The following is a 16,800-nucleotide window of genomic DNA, read 5'->3' on the forward strand; positions in this document are numbered from 1 at the left end:
GATCCATCTGGAACTCCCGGGAGGAACGTCGTGATGCGGGCCGCCGTGGGGGCGCGACCGGTGCGCCCACCGGCGCGGATCCGCACGTTACGGGCCTGGCCGGGCCCGCGTCCAGAGCACTGGCGGTACCCCGGCCCGCACCGCGTGTGACGCTTTCGAGCCGTCTGGCGCTGTACGGATTAGGGGGCCGTCACGGCCCTTCGCGAACGACGGCCGGGGCCTCTCCTGTGGGGGGTGGCGGCCCCGGCCGTCCTCGCTTCTCACCCGTTTCTTACCGGGGCGGCCCCGCCACCCGGTCGGCCAGCGCCTTGAAGTCCGTCCAGGACAGCGCGGGCTTCCGCGAGTCCCAGGTCTTCTGCGCCAGCGCCGCCAGCGGCAGCCGGATCCCGGTGGCCACCTGCGCCTGCGTCTGCGCCTGGGACCGGTCGGCCCAGATCGCGAACCGCGCGCCGGGGATCCGATCCGGGCCGGTCATGCTCGCGGGCACCGCGACCGGCTGGGTGTGGCGGAGCACCAGCGGGGTCCAGCTCTCGTAGATCCGCTGGCCGGTGGGGTAGGTGAACTGGTTGGGCTCGCCGAGGACGTAGTAGAGGTACTCGTCGTTGAAGTTCATGACGTTGCGGCCCTCGCGCAGGAACTCCGCGGGATCGCGCTTGCCGATCTCCTTGCCGGTCCAGTAGTCGACCATCCGGTTCTTGGCGGCGCTGGCCCTCGGGCTGGAGAAGAAGCCGTCGTTCCACGCCTCGATGCGGTTCTTGCCCTTGGCCTCGACGGTCTTCTGCCGGTCGTTCAGCCAGCCGGTCGCCAGGTCCTCGATGGTGCCGCCCGGCCCGTACTTCTGCCGCGCGGCCCGGGCGAGCTGCGGATAGGTGGCCGACGGGGAGGACGACATCAGCGCCTGGTACTCGTCACCGCCCAGGTGCCAGTAGGCGGGGGCGCCCTTGGGGTTGGTGAACAGCTCGCTCATCTCCTTGAGCAGCGAGTCGATCAGCGGGGCCGCCTTGGGGTTGGAGATGTCGATCGCCCCCGGCACCACCGATCCGGACGCCTTGTGCAGCAGCAGGTCCTGGTGGTGGGCGAGCACGGCGCCGAGGTGGCCGGGCGAGTCCAGCTCCGGGACGACGGAGATGTGCAGGCTCTGCGCCAGCTGGATGATCTGACGGACCTGCGCCTTGCTGAGGTGGTCGGCGGAGACCACCTCGGGGTGGGTGTCGCTCTGGATGCGGAAGCCCTGGTCGTCGGAGAAGTGCAGCTGGAACTGGTTGAGCTTGAGGTCGGCGATCTCGCGCAGCCGGTCCTCGATCCAGCCCTGGGTGAAGGGCTTGCGCGCGTTGTCCAGCGACATGCCGCGCTGCGGGCGGTCCGGCCGGTCCTCGATGGTGCCCTCGGGCAGCCCGCCGGCGGCGCGCACGGCCTGCTTGACGGTGCGGGTGCCGTAGAAGATTCCGGCGTCGGTGGGGGCCGTCAGAGTGAGCCGGGTGCCGCGGGCGGTGAGGGTGTACGCCTCGTCCGCGGTGCCCTGCACCGGGACGTTGTTGGCGGTGCTGCCGCCCTTCCCGCTGAGTTTCACCTCGATGTCGCCCGGCTGGACGGTCTCGCCGCCGTAGACGACGGGCAGGCCGCCCAAATCGTGGGCCATGAGTTGCGCCTCGTCCGCCACATTGCTCTTCGGGCCGGCAGGGACGACCACCCGGGCCCCCTTCGACGGGCGCCAGCCGGGGCCGTCGGCCCGTCGGAAGTCCCGCACGGCCGGGACGACCTGCGGCGTTCCGGTCACCGGCGCCCAGCTCGGGGTGGCCCCCGACGACGGTTTCACCTTGGCGCTGGTACTGCCGGGCGGTTCGGTTTCGACGGTTTGGGAGCAGCCGGCGAGCAAGAGGGCACCGACGAGCACCGTGGCCGGGAACGTGGCGCGCGGCTGCCTTATCGGGTTCGACATCGTGCAATCCTCACTTTTCGGGGCGAAGGCATTGCCAGGTGCAGATCCGGTCGTCCACCGACCGCGCGAGCGCTCTCTCATCCGGGTGAAATTCGCGCAGCCGTCGGACAACGGTCGACAAGCGTCGTTAGCGTGGCGTCTCTGTACGTCACCCCTTTCCCAGGGCTCTCCTGGAACCGCCGGATACCGCCGGGCCGTCGTGCCTCACGCACCACCGCCACACCCGCCGCCGCTTCCGCACACGTCCCGGTCCGGTCCGCTTACCCCAGCTTCCGTCAGCCGCCCGTCCCGCACCCGTCGAAAAGATCCCTCCGCATCCGTCCGAGGAGCCCACGCTGTCCGGTGACACTCCGGCCGCCAGGCCGACGACGCTGCGTCCTCCGCAGCCCCCGTGGTGCGGCATACCTTCGCAGGCCCCCGGCGCCGCCCCGACCGGGCCCCACCCCGAGAGCCGCGGACTGGTCCGCTTCAACGCGCTCGGCCACGAGGAGGTGCGCTCCGCGCTCCTCGGCTGCTGCGGCAGCCGCCGCTGGGCGGAGCGGGTGGCCGCGCACCGTCCGTACCCCGACACCGAGTCCCTGCTCGCCGCCTCCGACGAGGCGTGTTACGACCTGACGGCGGCCGAGCTGGACGAGGCGCTCGCCGGGGAGTCGCTCTCCCCGCTGCCGCTGGCCGGCGCGCGCGGCCCGGCCACGCTCGCGGCCCACACGGCGCTGCGCGCGGCGCACGCCGAGTACGAGCGGCGCTTCCGCCATGTCTTCGTCATCTGCCTGGACGGCTACCGCGACGACGAACTGCTCGACCAGGTGCTGTCCGGCATCCGCACCCGGCTGGGCAACGAACCGGAGGAGGAACGGGCGGTCGCGGCGGACGAGCTGCGCCGGCTGGCCCGCGGCCGGCTGGCCCGGATCCTGGCCCCGGGACCCTGAACGGACGGGCGCCCGATGGCCGCATTGCCCGATAGTTCGGCACAATTCCGATTCGTCCTCGTGTGATAGCCCGTTGGTGGCTGTTTGATCACACCTAAGGACCCCCGCGCGAGGAACCGACAGCTCGTCGATACGATGACGAGCGGCCGGTGGACCGTACCCGGCCGGGCCCGACCGACAGAGAAGCCGGCGCGGCCCTAGTCCCCGCTCCCGGAGGGTTCTTCCGTGCCGGCTGGAACGCTGTACCGCGGCCGGGAAGGCATGTGGTCCTGGGTGGCTCATCGAGTCACCGGCGTCCTCATCTTCTTCTTCCTGTTCGTCCACGTCCTCGACACCGCTCTCGTACGCGTCTCCCCCGAGGCGTACGACAACGTCGTTGCGACATACAAGACGCCTATCGTCAACGTGATGGAGTACGGCCTGGTGGCCGCCATCCTCTTCCACGCGCTCAACGGCCTGCGGGTCGTCGCCGTGGACTTCTGGTCGAAGGGCCCGAAGTACCAGAAGCAGATGCTGTGGACCGTTGTCGGTGTCTGGGTCGTGCTGATGGCCGGTGCCTTCTACCCCGTGCTGCAGCACACCCTGCGCACGCTGTTCGGGAGCTGACGCGAGATGTCCGCTGAAACCACCCCCGCAGCCACCGCGACGGGCGCGACCGACACCGTGTCGCTCTACGACGTGGACAACCCGGCGCCGGTCATCGAGCCGCCGCGCAAGCGCACCGGGAAGTCCGGCCGCGCGTCCCGCGGCAACTTCGAGATGCAGGCATGGCTGTTCATGCGGCTGTCCGGCATCGTGCTGGTCGTCCTCGTCCTGGGTCACCTGCTGATCCAGCTGGTCCTCGACGGCGGCGTCTCCAAGATCGGCTTCGCGTTCGTCGCCGGCCGCTGGGCCTCGCCCTTCTGGCAGGTCTGGGACCTGGCGATGCTGTGGCTGGCCATGCTGCACGGCGCCAACGGCCTGCGCACCGTCATCAACGACTACGCGCAGCGGGACAACACCCGCTTCTGGCTGAAGATGCTGCTGTACACCGCGACGGTGTTCACCGTCCTTCTGGGCACGCTGGTGATCTTCACCTTCGACCCGAACATCTCCTGAAGCCGGGGCTGACTGGAACCATGAAGATCCACAAGTACGACACCGTCATCGTCGGCGCCGGCGGCGCGGGCATGCGCGCGGCCATCGAGTCGACCAAGCGCAGCCGCACCGCGGTCCTGACGAAGCTCTACCCGACCCGCTCCCACACCGGCGCCGCCCAGGGCGGTATGGCCGCCGCCCTCGCGAACGTCGAGGACGACAACTGGGAGTGGCACACCTTCGACACGATCAAGGGCGGCGACTACCTGGTCGACCAGGACGCCGCCGAGATCCTCGCGAAGGAGGCCATCGACTCGGTCCTCGACCTGGAGAAGATGGGCCTGCCGTTCAACCGCACGCCCGAGGGCAAGATCGACCAGCGCCGGTTCGGCGGTCACTCCCGTAACCACGGTGAGGCCCCGGTCCGCCGGTCCTGCTACGCCTCGGACCGCACCGGCCACATGATCCTCCAGACGCTGTACCAGAACTGCGTCAAGGAGGGCGTGGAGTTCTTCAACGAGTTCTACGTGCTCGACCTGCTGCTCCAGGACGTCGACGGCGTCAAGAAGTCCGCGGGCGTCGTCGCGTACGAGCTGGCCACCGGCGAGATCCACGTCTTCCAGGCGAAGTCGATCGTCTTCGCCTCCGGCGGCACCGGCAAGTTCTTCAAGGTGACCTCCAACGCGCACACCCTGACCGGTGACGGCCAGGCCGCCGCCTACCGCCGCGGGCTGCCGCTGGAGGACATGGAGTTCTTCCAGTTCCACCCGACCGGCATCTGGCGGATGGGCATCCTGCTGACGGAGGGCGCCCGTGGTGAGGGCGGCATCCTCCGCAACAAGGACGGCGAGCGCTTCATGGAGAAGTACGCGCCCGTCATGAAGGACCTCGCCTCGCGTGACGTCGTCTCGCGCTCCATCTACACGGAGATCCGCGAGGGCCGCGGCTGCGGTCCCGACGGCGACCACGTCTACCTGGACCTCACGCACCTCCCGCCGGAGCAGCTGGACGCCAAGCTCCCGGACATCACCGAGTTCGCGCGCACGTACCTCGGCATCGAGCCCTACACGGACCCGATCCCGATCCAGCCGACCGCGCACTACGCCATGGGCGGCATCCCGACCAACGTCGAGGGTGAGGTCCTGGCGGACAACACCACCGTCGTGCCGGGCCTGTACGCGGCCGGCGAGGTCGCCTGCGTCTCCGTGCACGGCGCCAACCGCCTGGGCACCAACTCGCTGCTGGACATCAACGTGTTCGGCCGCCGGGCCGGCATCGCGGCGGCGGAGTACTCCTCCTCGGCCGACTTCGTCGAGCTGCCCGAGGACCCCGCCCAGCAGGTCGTCGAGCAGGTCGAGCGGCTGCGCAACTCCTCCGGCACCGAGCGGGTCACCGAGATCCGCAAGGAGCTCCAGGAGTGCATGGACGCCAACGTGATGGTGTTCCGCACCGAGCAGACGATCAAGACCGCGGTCGAGAAGATCGGCGAGCTGCGCGAGCGCTACCGGAACGTGGCCATCCAGGACAAGGGCAAGCGGTTCAACACCGACCTGCTGGAGGCCATCGAGCTGGGCAACCTGCTCGACCTGGCCGAGGTCATGGCGGTCTCCGCGCTCGCCCGCAAGGAGTCCCGCGGCGGTCACTACCGCGAGGACTACCCCAACCGCGACGACGTCAACTTCATGCGGCACACCATGGCGTACCGCGAGGTGGGCGCAGACGGCACCGAGTCGATCCGTCTCGACTACAAGCCGGTCGTGCAGACCCGCTACCAGCCGATGGAGCGTAAGTACTGATGAGCACCCCGACTCTGGAAAAGGCGGACGAGGCCGGCACGCCCGAGCCCGGTTTCGTCGACTCCCCCTACATCACGGTCACCTTCCGGATCCGCCGGTTCAACCCGGAGGTCTCCGACGAGGCCAGCTGGCAGGACTTCCAGCTGGAGATCGACCCCAAGGAGCGCGTCCTGGACGCCCTCCACAAGATCAAGTGGGAGCTCGACGGTTCGCTGACCTTCCGCCGCTCCTGCGCCCACGGCATCTGCGGCTCGGACGCCATGCGGATCAACGGCCGTAACCGGCTGGCCTGCAAGACGCTGATCAAGGACATCAACCCGGAGAAGCCGATCACCGTCGAGGCCATCAAGGGCCTGACCGTGATGAAGGACCTTGTCGTCGACATGGAGCCCTTCTTCCAGGCGTACCGCGACGTGATGCCGTTCCTGATCACGACCGGCAACGAGCCGACCCGTGAGCGTCTGCAGTCCGCCGAGGACCGTGAGCGCTTCGACGACACCACCAAGTGCATCCTGTGCGCCGCCTGCACGTCCTCGTGCCCGGTGTTCTGGAACGACGGCCAGTACTTCGGCCCGGCGGCGATCGTCAACGCGCACCGCTTCATCTTCGACAGCCGTGACGAGGGTGGCGAGCAGCGCCTGGAGATCCTCAACGACAAGGACGGCGTCTGGCGCTGCCGGACCACGTTCAACTGCACGGACGCCTGCCCGCGCGGTATCGAGGTCACCAAGGCGATCCAGGAGGTCAAGCGAGCGCTGATCACCCGGCGCTTCTGACCGCCGTCACCGGCGCCTGCCGGCTGCCCGGGCCGCGGCCCGGGCACCGATCAGCGACGGTACGTCCCTGAGGGCCTCGCTTCCGGAGAACCGGAAGCGGGGCCCTTCGGCCGTCGCGGGGTGGGACGTGGCGGCCCGGCCGGCCGGCGCGCTCCGCGCCTCGGCGGCCGGATAGACCAGTACCGGCGGCAGCGCGTCGTCCACCAGCGCCACCGGGTCGTCCCGGCAGAAGTACGAGGGGACCAGGACCAGCCCCCGGCCCTGCAGGAACAGCTCCCGCTCCACGGGGTAGTCGACCTCCAGCACCGGTGGCCGCCACCGCATCACCGGGCCGAACGTCCGCAGCATCGCCTCCGCGCCCGACTGACCGAGCGCGTGCGCCCGCAACGCCCGGTCCGCGCCGACCCGCCCGGCGATCCGCGGCCAGCTCGGCGCGATGGCCAGGTGGTGGTACGTCCGCAGGCTCCGCGCGAGGTGGCGCAGGGCGGCCGGCTCCCCCTCCCCGATCCCGCGGGCCCAGCCCGGCAGCGCCCGGTGCCCCGACAGCAGCGTCAGCTCGGTCCGGAGCCGGCTGCGCGGGGTGCTCATGACGGCTTCCAGGCCGGGCTCGACGCCGTCCAGCGCGGCGAACGGGGTGAGGAAATCCGGGAAGTAGCCGTGCTTGGGCACCAGCGGCAGCAGGGTCCGCAGCGGGCCGGGGCCGTGCCGTACCGCGTGCTGCCGCCAGTGCGCCAGCGCCGGCTCGGTCCGGCACTCCCGCAGACTGTGCAGGCTCAGCACCGTCTCCCAGAGCGGGTCGGCCCCGTCGGCGACCCGCGTACGCGTCAGATCCTGCGCCGTGAAGTGCACTCTCAGCACATCAGCCCCCTGCTTCTCGCCCCTCCCCCGAGGCGTGCACACGAGGATCTGTCCGGTGGGTAGCTTGTGGCAAGCGGAACACACGAGTAGCTTGCCTGCCTTTCGGCCGGGCCGCCGTCGACGCGCCCGCTGCCCGCTCAGCCCGCGCGCAGCGCCAGCGCCGCCAGCGCCTCGTCCTGCGTCCGGCGCTCCCGCATGACCTGCACATACGCCCCGAGCGCGGCCCGCCTCCGTGCCAACTCGGTCATCTCGTGGTCGAGTTGGGCCATCTTCCGTTCGACGATGCCGCTCGACAGCGCACACGGCGTCAGCCCCGGCCCGCCCTGGGCACAGGGCAGCAGCTCGCGGATGTCGTCGGTGTTCAGCCCGGTGGCGAGCAGCTCCCTGATCCGCCCCACGACCTCGACCGCGTCCTCGCCGTCGTACCGCCGGTACCCGTTCGCGTCCCGCTCGGCCCCCAGCAGGCCCCGCTGCTCGTAGTAGCGCAGCACCCGGGTGCTGACCCCCGTACGCCGCGCCAGCTCACCGATCCGCATCCGCGTCCCCCTCTTCCCGGCCGGCTTGACCTTCACACCGATGTCAAGCTGCAACCTCTTCCCCATGACGCAGATTCCCGCGGGCCCCGCGCCCGTTGCCGCCCCGCTCCCGCCCCTGTCCACCACGGTCGCCGGTGATCCGGCGGGCCCCGGCGTCCTGCTGGCCCACGGCGCCACCGGCAGCATCGAGAGCAACTACGGCGCCCTTCTCCCCGCGCTGGCGGCCTCCGGCCACCGGGTGGTGGCGCCCGACTACCCCGGCTCGGGCGAAACCCCGCGCGCCACCGGCCCGTTGGAGCTGGACGCGCTGGCCGACGCCGTGGTCGCCGAGGCCGTCTCGGCCGGCCTGGAGACCTTCACCGTGATCGGCTACTCCATGGGCACCGCCGTCGCCGTACGCGCCGCCGCCCGGCACCCGGAACGCGTACGGGGCCTGGTCCTCACCGCCGGACTCGCCAGGGCGGACGCCCGCACCAGGCTCTGGCTCGACCTGTGGCTGCGGCTGCTGGCCCACGGCGACTACACCGCCTTCGCCCAGACCGGCGCCCTCAGCGCCTTCTCGCCCGAGTACTTCAACGCCATGTCGCCGGCGGAGCGGGCCGCCGTACTGGACCCGGACCCCACCCGGCGGCCCGCCGGCTCCGCCGAACAGGCCGCGCTCGTCGGCAGGTTGGACACCACCGGCGACCTCCCCGGCATCTCCGTCCCCACCCTGGTCATCGCGACCGGCCGGGACGAGCTGCTGCACCCGGACCACTCCCGCTACCTGGCCGACCACATCCCCGGCGCCGCGTACGCGGAGATCGCCACCGGCCACCTGCCGATGGTCGAGCGCCCGGAGGAGTGGCAGGACCTGATCGCCGCCTTCCTGGCCGAGCACGGGCTCTGAGGGCCGGGGTCGGGCGGGCGGGTGCCGGCGAGGGGGGCGAGGGGCGCGCGGGCGGCACGTGGACCGCGGGCGAGGGCTGGGCATCCCTGCCGATGGTCCCGGCCCGGCCGTCGAAGGACCTGACTTTCGTCAGTGCCGCGGCGGCCCGCCCCCTGCCTAGGATCGGAGCCATGAAGAGACCTCAACTCCGGTGTGGCATTGCCGCGTTACTCCTCTCCGCCGCCCTCCCGCTGCCGCTCGCCACGGCCGCCGTCGCCGCCCCCGCACCGCCCGCGGCGTCCGCCACGCCCGCGACGTCCGCCGCACCCGGGGTGCCCGCCACTGCCCGCCTCACCCTCCCGGCCCCCACCGGGCCGTACGCCGTCGGACGCGACACCCTCCACCTCACCGACCCGCAGCGCCGGGACCCCTGGGTGCCCGCCGCGGGCGCCCGTGAGCTGATGGTGTCGCTGTACTACCCGGCGCACCGGGGCACGGGAGGTGCCCGCGCGCCCTACATGACGGCCGAGGAGGCCCGGCTCCTCCTGGAGGGCGACAAGCTCACCGGCGTGGTGCCGCCCGAGGTGCTCGCCGGCACCCGTACCCATGCGCGTACCGGTGCCCGGCCGGCCGGCGGCCGGCACCCGCTGGTGGTGCTCTCCCCGGGCTTCACGCTGAACCGCGCCACGTTGTCCCTGCTCGCCGAGGAACTCACCTCGCGCGGCTATGTCGTGGCGCTGCTCGACCACGCCTACGAATCCTTCGGCACGACGTTCCCCGGGGGCCGCACCCTGACGTGTGCGGCGTGCCGAGCCGTCGAGAGCGCCCCGGGGAGCACCGCCGAGAAGCTGATGGCGAAGGTGGCGACCGGCCGCGCCGCCGACATCCGCTTCGTCCTCGACACCCTGACGGGGCGGGGACACGGCGCGGACACCCGCGCGGTATCCGGCCACGGCACTCCGGCCGGCCGGTACGCGGGCCTCATCGACCCGCGGCGGATCGGCGTCGCCGGGCACTCCATCGGCGGCAACAGCGCGGCCGCCGCCATGGCCGCCGACCGGCGGATCCGCGCCGGGGTCAACATGGACGGCACGTTCTTCGCACCGGTCCCGCCCGGCGGGCTCGACGGCCGCCCGTTCCTGATGCTCGGCTCGCTCGACGGACACGCGCCCGGCGCGGAGGACACCACCTGGCTGCGCGACTGGCGGCGCCTCGACGGCTGGAAGCGCTGGCTGACGGTCCGCGACGCCGGCCACTTCACCTTCATCGACATCCCGGTCCTGGGCGCTCAGCTCGGCATCACCGACCCCTCCGCCCCGCTCCCCGGCAAGCGCTCCGGGGAGATCACCCGCGACTACGTCGGCGCCTTCTTCGACCGGCACCTGCGCGGCCTGCCCGAGCCCGTCCTGGACGGTCCGACGGCCGCCAACCCCGAGGTCCTCTTCCAACGGCCGTGAGCAGTGCCCGGTCGCGTCACTCGTTCTCCGGCTTTCGCGGACCTCGTGGTCAGCTCCCGGACACAGACTGACGCTCCCCCACCAGGGAATCGTCCAGGACCTTGTCCAGGAAGTCGTCCAGGTGCCGCACGAGGCGCGCGATCCGGTCCTCCAGCGGCAGCGTCTCCTCGTGCCGGCCGGCGAGCTGTGAGCGCTTGCGCCCCCGCACGTAGAGGGAGCAGGCCAGATCGGCGCAGAAGTACGCGCCGACGGTGTTCCCCTGCCGCCCGGCGGCCCCCGCCCGGCGCGCCGCGAGCAGACTGACGCCGGAGCCCGGATGGCCGGTCACACACACCGAGCACACCGTCGTCTTGGTGAAACTCCGCCGTACCCCCTGCGGCACCCGCAGCGTCACCCCGACGAGCCCGTCGCCGCGCGGCGCGACCAGATAGCCCCGGTCCGGCGCACCCGGATCCCGCCACCCGAGGAAGTCGAGATCCTCCCAGCGAAGGTCACCCAGCCCCGCCGGCAGATTGATCCGACTCGCCTCCCCTTTCGAGCAATTCACGAAGGAGGCACGTATCGCTTTTTCACCTACGGGGTCCATGGCGCACGAAACTAACAGCGGGGGCACGGTGGCGTCGTCCCATTTACGCGCCGCCGGGAACCACGGGCGCCGGAGCGCCGGCCTCAGGCCCCCGGCCGCATCATCACCGCGCGCTTCGTCCGGTGCGTGAGCCTCGCCTGCTCCGCCCGTGCGCGCCGCTCGGGGTCGGCCTCGTCACGGCGGCGTGCGGTCTTGTCCCAGTCCGCCGGCTTCAGGAAGAACATCTCCTTGCCTCCGGGCACCACCATGACGCCGCCGAAGGGCAGGTCGCCGGCGAACCACACGCCGTCCTCCGTGCCCTCCGGCCAGCGGCGGCGGCCGGCCGCGTTGACCGCCAGCATCAGCGGCGCCCCGTGCTGCCCGCGCGTCGTCACGCGGACCTCGAAGACGTTGCCGTACCGGGTCCACCGCTCACGCTTCTTGACCACCCGGGGGTGGAATTCCAGCGGGTAGGTGCGGAGGACTCGGGCGCACTGGGAGACCCGGAGTCCGTAAAGGAGGCGGTACACCGTGTAGATGAAGAGGAACATCCCGGGGACGATGGGCAGGATGAGGACGAACGAGTTCGTCCCCGTCACACGGGACAACGTGACCGGGATCGCCACCAGCAACGCGCTGATCAGCAACCGCAGGGCGAAGAGCCCCGTCAGGGCACGGTAATTGGCCTTCACCACCTGCGCCACGTCCAGGGCCTCGGGTGGTGCCGGGGTCTGCGCGTCGTACGCCATGACATTCTCCTTCCGGTTCGGCTGCGACTAGCCGAACGGGTTCTTCGCCGTGTCGGCCGCGGCACCCGGGCCCGTGCTCCCGGCCCCGTCCGTCTTCTCGGCGGGCGACGGGTCGGTGAACGACACCGTATGCCCGACGCCCAGCAGCACATCGCGGTAGTCGTCGGCCAGTTCCAGGGCCGGCGTGACCAGCTGCACCACCACGATGTCGGAGATGCCCGGGCCGGTCACCGCGATCGTGCCCTGCCAGACCGGCTCCTCGGGAAGACTGCCGTCCTCCTCGGGGGGCCTGCCCGGCGCGACGGTGCTCCGGGTCTCGACGGCGAGGAACCCCGTACCGCACGGCAGCTCCAGCGGCTGCACGTCCTTCTCCGGGTCCGCGGCGGCCGTCACCGCCAGATCGGCCAGCGCAAGGGCCGCGTTCACGCCCGACGCGGGCACGGTGGAGAACGTCAGGACGGACTGCGCGAAACCGCCCTCGTCATCGGGGTGCAACCCGATCGCGCAGCCCTGCACGTCGTGCGCGTTCAGCGTCGTCACCACGCCGGCATAGAGCCGGAGGACCCGCTCCGCCTGGTTCCTGGTCTCCTCGGGCAGGCCGAGGAGGTGGTTCACCAGCGCCGTCAGCTTCTCGACCGGAGGGTCGAGGTCCAACGGCAGGTATCCGTGCGGAAGCCCGTACCAGTAGGCAGGTACCGGGTCGCTCGTCCGCTCCATCACACTTTCCGTCACTACCGCATTCGCCTTTCCGGGGCCGTGTCGACGCGTTTCACAGCCAGCCGAAGAGGCCGGCGATGTCATGGGCGGTGGCGGCGGCCTTGGTGCTCTCCGCGGCGTTGTGGCCCGCCCCTTCCTCCGGAAGGACTCCCAGACTCTCCATGGAAGACATCATGTTCGCGCCGACGTTCAAGCCGCCGGCGCTGAGGGCGCCCATCATCTTGGCCGAGCCGCTGGCGGTCGTACGCGCCGCGTCCCACGCCTCGGAGACCTCGCTGACGGCATTCGATTTGAAGGCCGGGACGATCTCCCGGCAGAATGCCGCGCCCTTTTCGGCGTTGGTCACACCGACACCGATCCGGCCGGCCAGACCCACGCCGTCGGCGACCTCCCGACCGGCGGCGGCCAGTGCGGAACCACCCGGGATCATGCCGACGGTGTCTCCGGCCATGGAGGCGTACGCCGAGAAGATCTCCATGCCGCTCCCCTTGAACATCAAGGCGTCCCTGAATTCGGGATCGGAGAGGTTCTTGGTCATGGACGCCGCGCTCGCCACCACCGCGATGCCGGCGAAGAGCGGGGTCAGCGGCGTCGGGAACAGTGCCAGCAGGCCGGCGATGGCGCCGATCGTGCCCGCGTGCTCGTACAGGAAGTCGCCGACCGCCTTGATGCCGTCCCAGATCGCGTCGACGGCCTTGCTCAGCCAGCCCGGCTCCTTCGGCGCCAGCTTGTCCGTGGCGCCGTCGAGCTCACCGGCGACCGTGCCCGCCTGGTCGGCGTGGGTGGTCTCCAGGGTCTGGGCCTTGGAGATGACGTCGTTGTACGACTCGTTGGCCTTGTTCAGCTCGGTGGTCGCCGCGTTGAGCTCGCGTTCCGCCGCCCGGAGCCGCTCGGTGGCCGCGTCGGCCTCCGTCTGCGACGGGAACTCCTGGCCGGCGAGCTTCAGGTCCGGGTGCTGTGCGGCCTGGGCGTGCTTCGACTTGGCGTGCTCCACCGCGGTCTTCTTCTCGGCGGCCGCATCGTCGTACTTCTTCGCCAGATCGCGGTTGGAGGAAAGGTGCTCGTCCCAGTTCTTCAACTGGACCGATGCCTTTTCCAAGGAGCGGGCCGCGTTCTTGATGTACGTCGGCAATTCACCGTCGAGCGCGTCACGGAACGCTTCCGCCGCGTCGCCCTGCCAGTAGCTGCTCTCGCCGATGAGCTTCTGGATCTGCTGGTGGCAGCTGCGCAGCGCGGTCGCCGCGGTGCTGACCTTGTGCTGGAGCGCGCCGACTTCGGCGGGAACACCGGGTACCGGGTTCCAACCGAGATGCGGGTAGGGATTCTGCGCCATTACTTCGCACCCCCACCGGACGTCTTCTTGGCTATCTGCGTCAGCGTCTTCTCCAAGGCGTCCTCGACCTCTTGATAGTTCTGCTTGGTCGCCTTCACGCCCTCGCTGATGGCGTCGATCATTTTCTTGGTCTGCTCGGACCCGTACTTCCAGCGTTCCTGGAATCCGTCGCACGCTTCGTCCAGCCGGCCGGTTCCGATCTGGTCGGCCCGCACGTGGGCCAGGGCCGAGCGCGCTTCGTTGAGCTCGCGGACACAGCCCTCAAGCGTTTTGAGGAACTGCCCCAATTGATCGACGTCCGTTGCGAATTGCTTTCCCATGGACGGAATTCCCCCGTGGATATGGCTACTGCGTGTGCGATGAACGGTTGAGACATGCGCCGCGGCCGCTCCGGAACGGAACGGCCGCGGCAGTGGTACGGCGGAGGCTCAGCCCCACGCCTGATTACGCGCGTTGCGGCGGCGGACGGAGACCACGATGCCGATGACGATGCCGGCGACGACCAGGACACCGAGCCCGATACCGCCGAAGAGCGCCAGCTTCTCCTTGCCGCCCATGGGCGGGTTGGGGTCGGAGCCCTTGTCGGCACTCGCCTCGGAGTACTTGCCCTTCGGCATCGGCAGGGGGCCCTGCGCCGGGCCCGCCGCGATGTCGCGCCGCAGGGCGGGGCCGGGCTGGATGAAGCCGTAGCCGTAGTGCGTGTCCGGCAGCTTGAGGTGCTTGGCCTTCTCGGCCTGCGCCAGGCCGGCCGTCTTCACCAGCCGGTTGGCGATCTGTCCGGGGGTGAGGTCGGGGAACTTCTGCTTGAGGAGCGCGGCGGCGGCGGAGACGTAGGCGGTGGCGGCGGAGCTGCCGTTCGCCTCGGTCTGGTAGGCGGAGTCGCTCTTGCCCATGGCTACGGGGACCTTCACGCCGGGGGCGAGCAGGTCGAGGGTGGAGTTGGCGTTGTTGGCGTCGTCGGGCTTCCCGTACTCGTCCACCGAGCCGACGCCGATCGCGCCGGGGCAGGCCGCCGGGTAGTTCTTCTTCGGGAGACCATCGTTGCCGACACCGGCAACCACCACGACGCCCTTCTCCAGCGCGTAGTGGATGGCTGCGCAGTCGTCGGCGCCCGGAACGCTTTCGATGTACGACATATTGATCACGTCGGCACCGTGTTCCACTGCCCACCGCGTGGCCTGTCCGCTGTTCTTGAACTCGGGAACGGGAAGGATCTTGGCTTCGGGTGCCAGTCCCTTCACGCCTTCGGATCCGGCAGGGCCGTGACCATGGCCGGCGATGATCCCGGCCATCGCGGTGCCGTGGTCGCGGACGTCCTCGTTCGGTTCAAGGGTCTTGGCGTTCTCTTCCTGGGTGGCCTTCCCCCAGTCCGGCCCGGACAGGAACTGGCCCTTCAGGTCCTGATGCGTCGTACGGAACCCGCTGTCCAGGACGGCCACCGTCACGCCCTTGCCGGTGGCCTCCTTCCAGAGCTGCTGGGCCCCGAACGCCTCCAGCGGCCACTGGCCCTTGCGCACCTGGTCCGCGGAGGCGGTACCGCCCGAGGCCAGCAGCAGCGCTCCGGTCAGCGCAGCACCCACCGTCGCGCGCAGTGTTCGGGTGACCCTCATCCTTCGCTCCTTCTTGCTGTGCTGTCCGGCGGCATCGTTCCGCCTGAGGAAAGGCCCCGCACACGTGGAGTGCGGGGCCTTTCCGCATAGGCCGCAGGTGACGTTATCTTCGGCTCACTCGATGACGCGAGGGGCCACGTTACGTTGCGGGGTCCAGGTCTCCTCGTCCTCGACGAGGTAGTCGGGGCGCTGTCCGGTGGTGCGCTCCTTGTCCCCCTTGCCCTTGCCCTTGCCCTTCGCGCCGGCCGCGCCCGCGGCCCCGGCGGCGGCGTTCTTGCCACCGCGGCTGCGGTGCAGCCCGGAACCGCCCTGCTTGGCTCCGCCGGCCGGGCCGCCCGGCTTGCCGACCAGTCCGCCACGGGTACGCGCCTGCGGACCGCGACCGGCCGCGCCCTTGGCGCCGCCCGCCTTGCCGGCCCCGGCGCCGGCACCCGGCATGCCGCCGCCGCGCATCCCGCCGGCACCGCCCGTGCCACGCGCCCCGCCGGCGCCCATGCCGCCACCGGGCATGCCGATGGCGCCGGGCGGAACCGCGCCACCCGGGAAGCCGCCACCCGTGCCGCCGGGCGCGCCGTGACCGCCGCCGGTCGTTCCACCGCCCAGGCCACCGCCGCCCACCGACGGCGGGGTGAGGGTGCCACCCTGCACGCTGTCGAGCCCGGTGGTCACGGGCAGTTCGGGCCGGTTGATCTTCGGTCCGTCGAACCCTGCCGGAACGGCACCGCCGCCCGCGCCGTTGGGCATCTTCGGGGCCTTCGGCATCTGCGACGACGTGCGCGGATGACTGCCGCCGATCACCGGCATGTGCACCGGGGGCGGCGCAGGCTTCGAGGAGGGCTCCTTAGGCCAGTCACCCCTGGGGCCACCCGGATCGACGCCCTCGTGCAGAACCCCCGCGTGTGCGTCGTAGTTGGCCGCCAGCTCATCCATCACGATGACCGCTTCGACCTGACGCTCCTTGGTCAGGGACAGGTTGTCCCTGTTGAGCTCCAGCGCCATGCGGGTGTCCATCTTGGGATTCGCCATGTCCCGCTTGAACTGGCTGTCGTCGCCCTTTTCGTCCATGGCCCGGTCCATGACACCCGGGTCATGGATCTTCGACATCGCCTTCTTCGCCTCGCGGAGGCTGTGCGCGACGCTGCTCTCCGGCCCGGACGAGCGACTACCGATCAGGGTGGACTCGACGTTCCGCGAGTGCTGGTACGTCCGGTCGAGCTTCACGAGGACCTTGCCGGCTTCCCTGCGGAACGCTTCGGCCGCCGAGCCCTCCCAGTGCGCCGAGGCGTGATTGACGGCGTCCATGAATGCCTTGCGGATACCGCCGTGTCCGTCCTCCCCGGCCAGCCGGTCGGCAGAGGCACGCCAGTGATGGCCCGAGGTCTCGATGGCCTCGGGGTTGGCGTTGTCGATCATCGCCCGCAGCGCGTTGAGGCCATGGTGATGGAAGTCGGAAGGAGACCGACGCGTAGGGGTCTGCCCCTTGAACGACTTCAGCCGCTCATCCCGCTCGTGCTCCTTGCGCTGCCGCTCCATGTCTTTGGCGCTGTTGTACTCCTGCCTGGCGTCAACCATGCAGGCCCCCCTTCGCGT

Annotated in this window: 17 protein-coding genes; 7 read left to right on the forward strand and 10 right to left on the reverse strand. The window is 70.7% G+C overall.

Features of this window, described 5'->3' with window-relative positions:
* Window positions 1-271: 271 nt before the first annotated feature.
* Window positions 272-1,939 carry a beta-N-acetylhexosaminidase gene (locus SL103_RS31355; protein ID WP_069572333.1) on the reverse strand — a complete coding sequence of 556 codons (1,668 nt, stop codon included), beginning with the start codon at window positions 1,937-1,939 and terminating at the stop codon, window positions 272-274.
* A gap of 458 nt (window positions 1,940-2,397) precedes the next feature.
* On the opposite strand from SL103_RS31355, the gene SL103_RS31360 reads away from it, so the two are divergent.
* From SL103_RS31360 to SL103_RS31380, 5 genes are all read left to right on the forward strand, one after another.
* The gene (locus SL103_RS31360) at window positions 2,398-2,868 is read left to right on the forward strand and encodes a 2-oxo-4-hydroxy-4-carboxy-5-ureidoimidazoline decarboxylase (RefSeq protein WP_069572334.1); all 471 of its coding nucleotides are present in this window, start codon (window positions 2,398-2,400) and stop codon (window positions 2,866-2,868) included.
* 225 nt (window positions 2,869-3,093) lie between these two features.
* Window positions 3,094-3,474, forward strand: coding sequence for a succinate dehydrogenase, cytochrome b556 subunit (sdhC, locus tag SL103_RS31365; protein WP_079123594.1), 381 nt, complete (start codon window positions 3,094-3,096; stop codon window positions 3,472-3,474).
* A gap of 6 nt (window positions 3,475-3,480) precedes the next feature.
* Entirely contained in the window at window positions 3,481-3,966 is a 486-nt protein-coding gene (locus SL103_RS31370) for a succinate dehydrogenase hydrophobic membrane anchor subunit (protein ID WP_069572335.1), read from the forward strand.
* A gap of 20 nt (window positions 3,967-3,986) precedes the next feature.
* Entirely contained in the window at window positions 3,987-5,741 is a 1,755-nt protein-coding gene (sdhA, locus tag SL103_RS31375; protein ID WP_069572336.1) for a succinate dehydrogenase flavoprotein subunit, read from the forward strand.
* A complete protein-coding gene (locus tag SL103_RS31380; RefSeq protein WP_069572337.1) occupies window positions 5,741-6,517 on the forward strand; it encodes a succinate dehydrogenase iron-sulfur subunit in 777 nt (258 codons plus the stop codon). Before sdhA ends, SL103_RS31380 begins: the two co-directional genes overlap by 1 nt.
* Before the next feature lie 6 nt (window positions 6,518-6,523).
* Here the strand turns inward: SL103_RS31380 and SL103_RS31385 are convergent, their stop codons facing one another.
* Together SL103_RS31385 and SL103_RS31390 are read right to left on the reverse strand one after the other, a co-directional pair.
* Window positions 6,524-7,375: a hypothetical protein gene (locus tag SL103_RS31385; protein WP_244304084.1), complete on the reverse strand. Its 852-nt coding sequence runs from the start codon at window positions 7,373-7,375 to the stop codon at window positions 6,524-6,526.
* Window positions 7,376-7,512: 137 nt separating this feature from the next.
* Window positions 7,513-7,977, reverse strand: a complete 465-nt coding sequence (locus SL103_RS31390; RefSeq protein WP_069572339.1) for a MerR family transcriptional regulator — start codon at window positions 7,975-7,977, stop codon at window positions 7,513-7,515.
* On the opposite strand from SL103_RS31390, the gene SL103_RS31395 reads away from it, so the two are divergent.
* Window positions 7,976-8,800 (forward strand): alpha/beta fold hydrolase, encoded by an 825-nt coding sequence (locus tag SL103_RS31395; protein WP_069572340.1) that lies wholly within the window; start codon window positions 7,976-7,978, stop codon window positions 8,798-8,800. The two genes, SL103_RS31390 and SL103_RS31395, sit on opposite strands and share 2 nt — an antisense overlap.
* A 170-nt stretch (window positions 8,801-8,970) precedes the next feature.
* The gene (locus tag SL103_RS31400; protein WP_069572341.1) at window positions 8,971-10,236 is read left to right on the forward strand and encodes an alpha/beta hydrolase family protein; all 1,266 of its coding nucleotides are present in this window, start codon (window positions 8,971-8,973) and stop codon (window positions 10,234-10,236) included.
* A 49-nt stretch (window positions 10,237-10,285) separates the two neighbouring features.
* Here the strand turns inward: SL103_RS31400 and SL103_RS31405 are convergent, their stop codons facing one another.
* The 7 genes from SL103_RS31405 to SL103_RS31435 form a co-directional block, all read right to left on the reverse strand.
* On the reverse strand, window positions 10,286-10,822 hold the full coding sequence (locus SL103_RS31405; protein ID WP_069572342.1) for an FBP domain-containing protein: 537 nt from the start codon (window positions 10,820-10,822) through the stop codon (window positions 10,286-10,288).
* A gap of 83 nt (window positions 10,823-10,905) precedes the next feature.
* Entirely contained in the window at window positions 10,906-11,550 is a 645-nt protein-coding gene (locus SL103_RS31410; RefSeq protein ID WP_069572343.1) for a hypothetical protein, read from the reverse strand.
* A 27-nt stretch (window positions 11,551-11,577) separates the two neighbouring features.
* Window positions 11,578-12,267 carry a hypothetical protein gene (locus SL103_RS31415; RefSeq protein WP_069572344.1) on the reverse strand — a complete coding sequence of 230 codons (690 nt, stop codon included), beginning with the start codon at window positions 12,265-12,267 and terminating at the stop codon, window positions 11,578-11,580.
* A 52-nt stretch (window positions 12,268-12,319) separates the two neighbouring features.
* Window positions 12,320-13,600 (reverse strand): putative T7SS-secreted protein, encoded by a 1,281-nt coding sequence (locus SL103_RS31420; RefSeq protein ID WP_069572345.1) that lies wholly within the window; start codon window positions 13,598-13,600, stop codon window positions 12,320-12,322.
* Window positions 13,600-13,920 carry a hypothetical protein gene (locus SL103_RS31425; RefSeq protein ID WP_069572346.1) on the reverse strand — a complete coding sequence of 107 codons (321 nt, stop codon included), beginning with the start codon at window positions 13,918-13,920 and terminating at the stop codon, window positions 13,600-13,602. Before SL103_RS31425 ends, SL103_RS31420 begins: the two co-directional genes overlap by 1 nt.
* Window positions 13,921-14,028: 108 nt before the next feature.
* Window positions 14,029-15,210, reverse strand: a complete 1,182-nt coding sequence (locus SL103_RS31430; protein ID WP_069572347.1) for a S8 family serine peptidase — start codon at window positions 15,208-15,210, stop codon at window positions 14,029-14,031.
* Between the two features lie 114 nt (window positions 15,211-15,324).
* Window positions 15,325-16,782, reverse strand: coding sequence for a hypothetical protein (locus SL103_RS31435; RefSeq protein ID WP_069572348.1), 1,458 nt, complete (start codon window positions 16,780-16,782; stop codon window positions 15,325-15,327).
* Window positions 16,783-16,800 lie beyond the last annotated feature (18 nt).

Origin of the sequence: Streptomyces lydicus (genome assembly GCF_001729485.1) — a bacterium.
GTDB classification, from domain to species: Bacteria; Actinomycetota; Actinomycetes; order Streptomycetales; family Streptomycetaceae; genus Streptomyces; species Streptomyces lydicus_D.